General features: G+C 43.4%; 5 protein-coding genes. 3 read left to right on the top strand and 2 right to left on the bottom strand.

Translation table 11 applies throughout. The annotated features are described in order from the left end of the window. Positions 1–285: 285 nt before the first annotated feature. Positions 286–1,908: a response regulator gene (locus tag ACX5J7_RS12225; RefSeq protein ID WP_498707289.1), complete on the top strand. Its 1,623-nt coding sequence runs from the start codon at positions 286–288 to the stop codon at positions 1,906–1,908. A gap of 45 nt (positions 1,909–1,953) precedes the next feature. Here the strand turns inward: ACX5J7_RS12225 and ACX5J7_RS12220 are convergent, their stop codons facing one another. Together ACX5J7_RS12220 and moaA are read right to left on the bottom strand one after the other, a co-directional pair. After that, entirely contained in the window at positions 1,954–2,481 is a 528-nt protein-coding gene (locus tag ACX5J7_RS12220; protein WP_020744717.1) for a GNAT family N-acetyltransferase, read from the bottom strand. 130 nt (positions 2,482–2,611) lie between these two features. After that, positions 2,612–3,580, bottom strand: a complete 969-nt coding sequence (moaA, locus tag ACX5J7_RS12215; protein ID WP_278385302.1) for a GTP 3',8-cyclase MoaA — start codon at positions 3,578–3,580, stop codon at positions 2,612–2,614. 381 nt (positions 3,581–3,961) lie between these two features. Here moaA and ACX5J7_RS12210 point away from each other — a divergent pair, with 381 nt between their 5' ends. After that, positions 3,962–5,770, top strand: a complete 1,809-nt coding sequence (locus tag ACX5J7_RS12210) for an ABCB family ABC transporter ATP-binding protein/permease (protein WP_141153654.1) — start codon at positions 3,962–3,964, stop codon at positions 5,768–5,770. Between the two features lie 16 nt (positions 5,771–5,786). Further along, positions 5,787–6,002 (top strand): DUF3820 family protein, encoded by a 216-nt coding sequence (locus ACX5J7_RS12205; protein ID WP_012517945.1) that lies wholly within the window; start codon positions 5,787–5,789, stop codon positions 6,000–6,002. Positions 6,003–6,035: the final 33 nt, after the last annotated feature.

Raw genomic sequence — 6,035 nt, 5'->3', positions numbered from 1 at the left:
TGGTTCAAGCCCAGTAGCGTCCACCATCTCTTTAGAAATATCGGCACCTCTGCTATACAATCAATCGAACAGTTATTCTTTTACTTCTGGCTACCGTATGCTAACTGCTTAGCTGATGTATTCACCGCGCGGTTGTAGCCCCTGCGAAGCCCGCAATATACCGACCTAATACTGGGCCAGATCCACCAGCCACCTAATTATGCGATAGTCTTCATAAAGAACTATACTTAGAAAGCACACGCCGTGATAAGGTAATTAAACTGCTCTTCTAAAGGCTATAACTCAATGAAACTACACTTAGCGAAAAATACTAAGCTGTTAATTGCTGAAGACCAAGTGCTGGCAAAAAGTCATATGCACTATGCGCTTGAGCAGTTGGGTTTTAAGAACATGGACTATGTGGACAGGCCTTCGCAAGCGTTATCAGCTCTAAAAGAGTACGATTACGACGCCATCATTTGCTCGTATAACCTTCGCTCAGAGCAAGGTGGATATTATTTATTAGAGCAATTAAACGATGCCCACTCGTTACCACTTACCAGCGCATTTATTTTCACCAGCGCAGATACGTCGGCAGAAGTCGTACACGCCATTATTGAATTACAGCCAGACGAATTTATCGCCAAACCTTTTTCAGTCAACGAGTTAGATAGAAGGCTTTCGCGGGTTTTATCCAGAAAGAAAGCACTGAAAAACGTGTATGCATTTATGGACAAAAAGGACTACGAAAAAGCCCTGACTGAAGTTGAGTTCTTTTTGTTACAGCCTGAACATGCTGAACACTTTCCTCTAGCGATGAAAATAAAGGGTGATTTATTTTTGTTAACGCAGAGATACCAAGAAGCGGTCGCTTTTTTTGAATCCATCATTAACGTACAAGATTTCAACTGGGCGAAAATGGGAATTGCAAAAAGCCTTCTTGCGCTCAACGAACTTGATGACGCAGAAAGAGAAATTATTCAACTTGCCACCCGACCTGATTCTGCACTAGAGGCCTTCGACCTTCTCGCTACTCTCCAAATTAAACAAGCTGCTTTTGACGATGCTTTAGAATGCACATCGCTGGCTTGCACTATGTCTCCGCGCAATATTCCTCGCTATCAACAAGCGGTAAGCTTGGCGAGAATAACCCATGATTATGAGACCCAGTTTAACAGCGCAAAGAAAGCGGTACGTTACGCCCAAGGATCAATTCATGACAAGCCCGATATTTACTTAACCGCTGCCCGAGCCGGCGTTGATTTTGCCATGACATCTGAACCAGAACACGTAAATAACATTGTGAAACAAACCAATGAATATCTGCGCCAAATGAAAAAAGCGCATCCAAGAGCTGCGTTAAACGATGAGCTAGCCGTCATCGATGCGAGACTACACTACTTAAAAGATGACACAGCAAGAGCCCAGACGTTACTGTCAGAGTTTCACACCGACCACGCTCAGCTCCATTCAACTGAAGCATTGCTAGATAGGGCAAAAGCCCTGCATGAAGTGGGAATGAAAAAAGAGTCTATTGCTATTTTAGATGCGATTTCGTCGAGAGAAGAAGAATCCCCAGGTGAAGTGAATTTAATGGCCGCGTATTTAAAGCAGGAAAAGGCAGAAAAAGAAGCCATCTCACTAAGCCCAAAAACATTGAACAATACTGCGGTTGCACAATACAAACGCGGCAATTTAGAGCAATCCTATAGCACTTTTGCGCAAGCATTTCGGGTAATGCCGAAAAACCCATCGATTGCCCTTAACTACCTTCAAGCCATTGTAAGAGCAAGGAAATCGAATACACCTATGCCCGCTGACACCCTATCTGAAATAAAGAAATGTCGAGAAACATTAGAAAGTGCAACCCTGTCAGACGAAAAACAATCTCGCTATGACAATGTAAAAAATATTTTAAAAGGCGAGTAAAGGCTTCATTAAGATTACGCCACTTCGTCTCTTGTTAGGTAAAAACTAGCTTGAATACACAACTACCGTTTCGTGAAATAGTTTATCTTTGTACTCTTGTTCATGACTAAAGGTCATACCGAGCTTTTTCATTATATTGATAGACGCGTTGTTTTGGGGGTTGGCAATGGCAGAAAACTTCTCTATCCCAATATCGTAAAGCGCTTCTTTTACTGCTTTAGCCGCTTCAGTGGCGTAACCTTTTCCCCATGTATGACGCTTAAAACGCCACCCTAACTCCATGTTGTCACTTTCGGGGTGTTGAGTAAAAAAACCAAAAGGACGAACTAGAATCCACCCAATACTTTCTTTTTCGGCTAACGTTTCAACACGCCATAGTCCCCACCCTAAGGCAGGATTAGAATAGGCTTGAAAACGGGGAACGAAAATATCTCGTATTTCTTCTTTTGAAGACTTTTTGCCACCGTTGATATATTTCATGACGAGCTCGTCTTGATCCAGCTCCCATAAAAAATCAGCGTCTTTTTCGGTGACGTAGTGATAGGAAAGACGCGCACTGTCCATGATATGCATAAACTTCCTTTATAGTTATTATTTTAATTATACTAACACCGCTGAATATAGCTTATTTTTACAACAAACCAAACAAATTCCCCATTTTTTTGTTCGTCTTCATTACCCACTATCGAACAGCGCACTTGGCCTAACCACCTAGCATTGCAAGGTGCTTAGTGGCACCGGTTTTCCCTTCGTGCAAGTAATGTGTTTCGTGTTTTTGCCCCAGTACATTCTGCAGAAAAGTAACAACGTCATCTACATTGCCCTTTGCCAACAAATGTCTCATATCTATGCCGTTTTCGCTAAACAGGCACAGGTGTAATTTGCCCGGCGCTGAAACGCGAAGGCGATTACACGTTTTACAGAAATCCTTACTGTAAGGCATGATCAAACCAATTTTACCTGCGTAGTCAGGGTGATAAAACTCCTGCGCCGGGCCTGCATCTTTTCTACGCAACAACGGCTGCCACCCCATTTCTAGCAAGGTACTTTTTAGTGGAGACCCACTTTGGTGCTGTTGATTGAAAAATTGATTTAAATCACCGGTTTCCATTAACTCGATAAAGCGAAGGGTTACAGGCATATCTTTAAGCCAAGCGAGAAACCGATGTAGACGACTGTCAGAAAAGTCGTTTAGCAATACAGAATTCACCTTTACATCAAGACCTGCATCAATGGCTGAATCTAAACCGCGCAGTACAGCTTTAAGTTTATCTTGCCCAGTTATTGCAGCGAACTGGCGTGGATCTAAACTATCAATACTGACATTCACCTGGTGGAGTCCTGCGTCTTTCCATTGATGAGCTAATTTTTCCATTCGTGCGCCATGAGTGGTCATAGCAACACGTTTTATGCCAGGGGTGTTACTTGTTAAGTGCAGAATATCGAGGAAGTCTCTTCGCAGCGTAGGCTCACCGCCGGTTAAACGCACTTTAGACGTGCCTAATTTGGCAAAAGCGTTAAGCAGAGTATCTATTTCATTGAGCGACATAAACTGGTCGCTTGATGGGCCTTCATACCCATCAGGCAAACAATACTGGCACCGAAAGTTGCACGCTTCGGTCACTGACAAACGCAAATAGTGAAACTGTCTACCGAAACTATCTTCTAACAAACTAACTCCTTAACTTTTATGCGCGCAGCTTTTACCTTGTGCACGTCGTTGCCATCGCTTGAAGGCCGATAAATTATACGGTTCTAACAAGGTAACTAAATTAAACTACCTGTTAGTGTACGCGCCGTAAAACGAAAATTAAACACATTCATCGCTATAAATAAGACCATTTTAATCTCTAGCCTATTTCAAAACGTACACTAAAGACGAGAAATCAAGCTACTATAACTAACTGCACTATATTTAAAGGCTCGATAATTAAGTACCCTAAATTATTGCCGTAGGGTCAAACATTCTACACAGCGTTCTAATCCAATACGCTATCTATGTAACGACTACTCATTGAATTACTATGAATCTAACAATAAAGCACACTTTAAAATGAGAAAAAACCGTTTTCCCACTAATCTCGACGAACCTGTTAAATGGCACGTCCTCTCACAACTTTGGCCCTACTTACTTGAATTTAAACAACGGGTTTTTCTAGCGCTCTTGTGCTTGGTTGCAGCTAAGCTAGCCAGTATCGGCCTGCCCTATGTACTTAAATACACGGTGGATAGTTTAAATGGCGACGTTACCACATTGGCCCTTGCCGTCCCCGTTAGCCTTATCGTTGCCTACGGCACCTTACGGTTACTCAACGTTTTATTAGGCGAAGTACGCGACACCCTATTTGGCCGGGTTACGGAGCGTGCCATGCGCCGGCTTGGCTTGAAAGTATTCAAGCACTTGCATAACCTAGATTTGGGCTTTCACTTAAACCGGCGAACTGGAGGTCTTTCTCGTGATATAGAAAGAGGAACTAATGGGGTTAGCTTCCTTATGCGGTTTATGGTGTTCAATATCGTGCCTACCCTTCTAGAAATTGCACTGGTTGTAGGGCTGCTTCTATTCCAATTCGGTGTGTCATTTGCGCTCATTATCGTATGCAGTGTCATTGCTTACATTGGCTTTTCCATGAAAGCCACCGACTGGCGAACCCGGTTTGTTACTCAAATGAATGAAGCCGACTCAACCACCAACTCACGGGCAGTCGACAGCCTGCTTAACTTTGAAACCGTTAAGTATTTTAACAACGAGCGTTTTGAAGCTAACCGCTACGACACCGACCTCGCTAAATGGGAAAAGGCGCGAAGAAAAAATCGTTTATCGTTGTTTGCGCTTAACGGCGGCCAAGCGGCGATCATAGCAATAGCCATGACGTCTATGATGGCAAACGCCGCCTTTGGCGTAATGGACGGCGAAATGACGATAGGCGATTTCGTGCTAATAAACGCATTTACTATGCAAATATTTATGCCGCTGAATTTCTTAGGGTTTGTGTATCGAGAAATTCGCGGAAGCCTTGCTAATATCGATAAGTTATTTGACCTACTCGCTCAAACACCTGCAATTAGCGACGATGAAAATGCTATCGAGTTAAAGTGCGCCAACCCCGCACTGCGTTTTAACGATGTACATTTTGCTTACACCGAAAACCGCCCAATACTGAAAGGATTGAGTTTTGATGTGCCGCCAGGTGCCAAAGTAGCCGTGGTAGGAGAAAGCGGCGCAGGCAAATCAACGTTGATGAAACTTCTGTTCCGATTTTATGAGCCTAATAAAGGTAAGATAACTATCGACGGCAAAGATATCACATCGCTAACCCAACAAAGCCTGCGCGGCCACATAGGTATAGTGCCCCAAGACACGGTGCTGTTTAACACCACCTTGCTTGAAAATATTCGTTATGGGAACCCAGACGCTACCGATGATGATATAAACAGTGTGCTAAAACTCGCCCACCTGCAGGCCTTCGTAGAAAGTTTACCTGAAAAGTTAGACACAACCGTTGGTGAGCGCGGGCTAAAATTATCGGGAGGTGAAAAACAGCGGGTAGCGATTGCTCGCGCATTGCTTAAAGGCGCACCTATTATGATTTTTGATGAAGCCACAAGCTCACTCGATAGTACCTCAGAACAAGCCATCCTTTCTGCGCTGCGTGACGCTGCGAAGGGCCACACAAGCTTAGTCATAGCTCATAGACTATCAACCATTGTGGATGCCGATAAAATATTAGTACTAAAAAACGGTACAATAGTAGAGGAAGGGACACACACTTCCTTACTGGAACGACAAGGTGAATACGCGACGCTATGGCAAACTCAACAGCGCGATAGTGAAGACAAAGTCAATGAAAGAACAACGTAGTAGAGGCCAACAGTAGATGGACCCAGCGCTTATAAAAGCAGCCGTTAACCAAGTTATGCCTTTCGGAAAATATGCAGGCAGACGTTTATTTCACTTACCTGAGCCATACTTGGTGTGGTTTCACAAACAAGGTTTTCCAAACAATAAACTTGGCGAGCAGCTCGCTTTAATGTACGAAATAAAGCTGAACGGATTAGAGTCGGTTGTAGCGCCACTGTTAGATGATGATTAAAAACCGTCCTGATAACAAAAAAGCATCAAACAC

This window comes from Alteromonas infernus (assembly GCF_902705815.1).
Note: the sequence above shows the minus strand (reverse complement) of the source record. Positions and strands in the feature narration are given on the sequence as shown.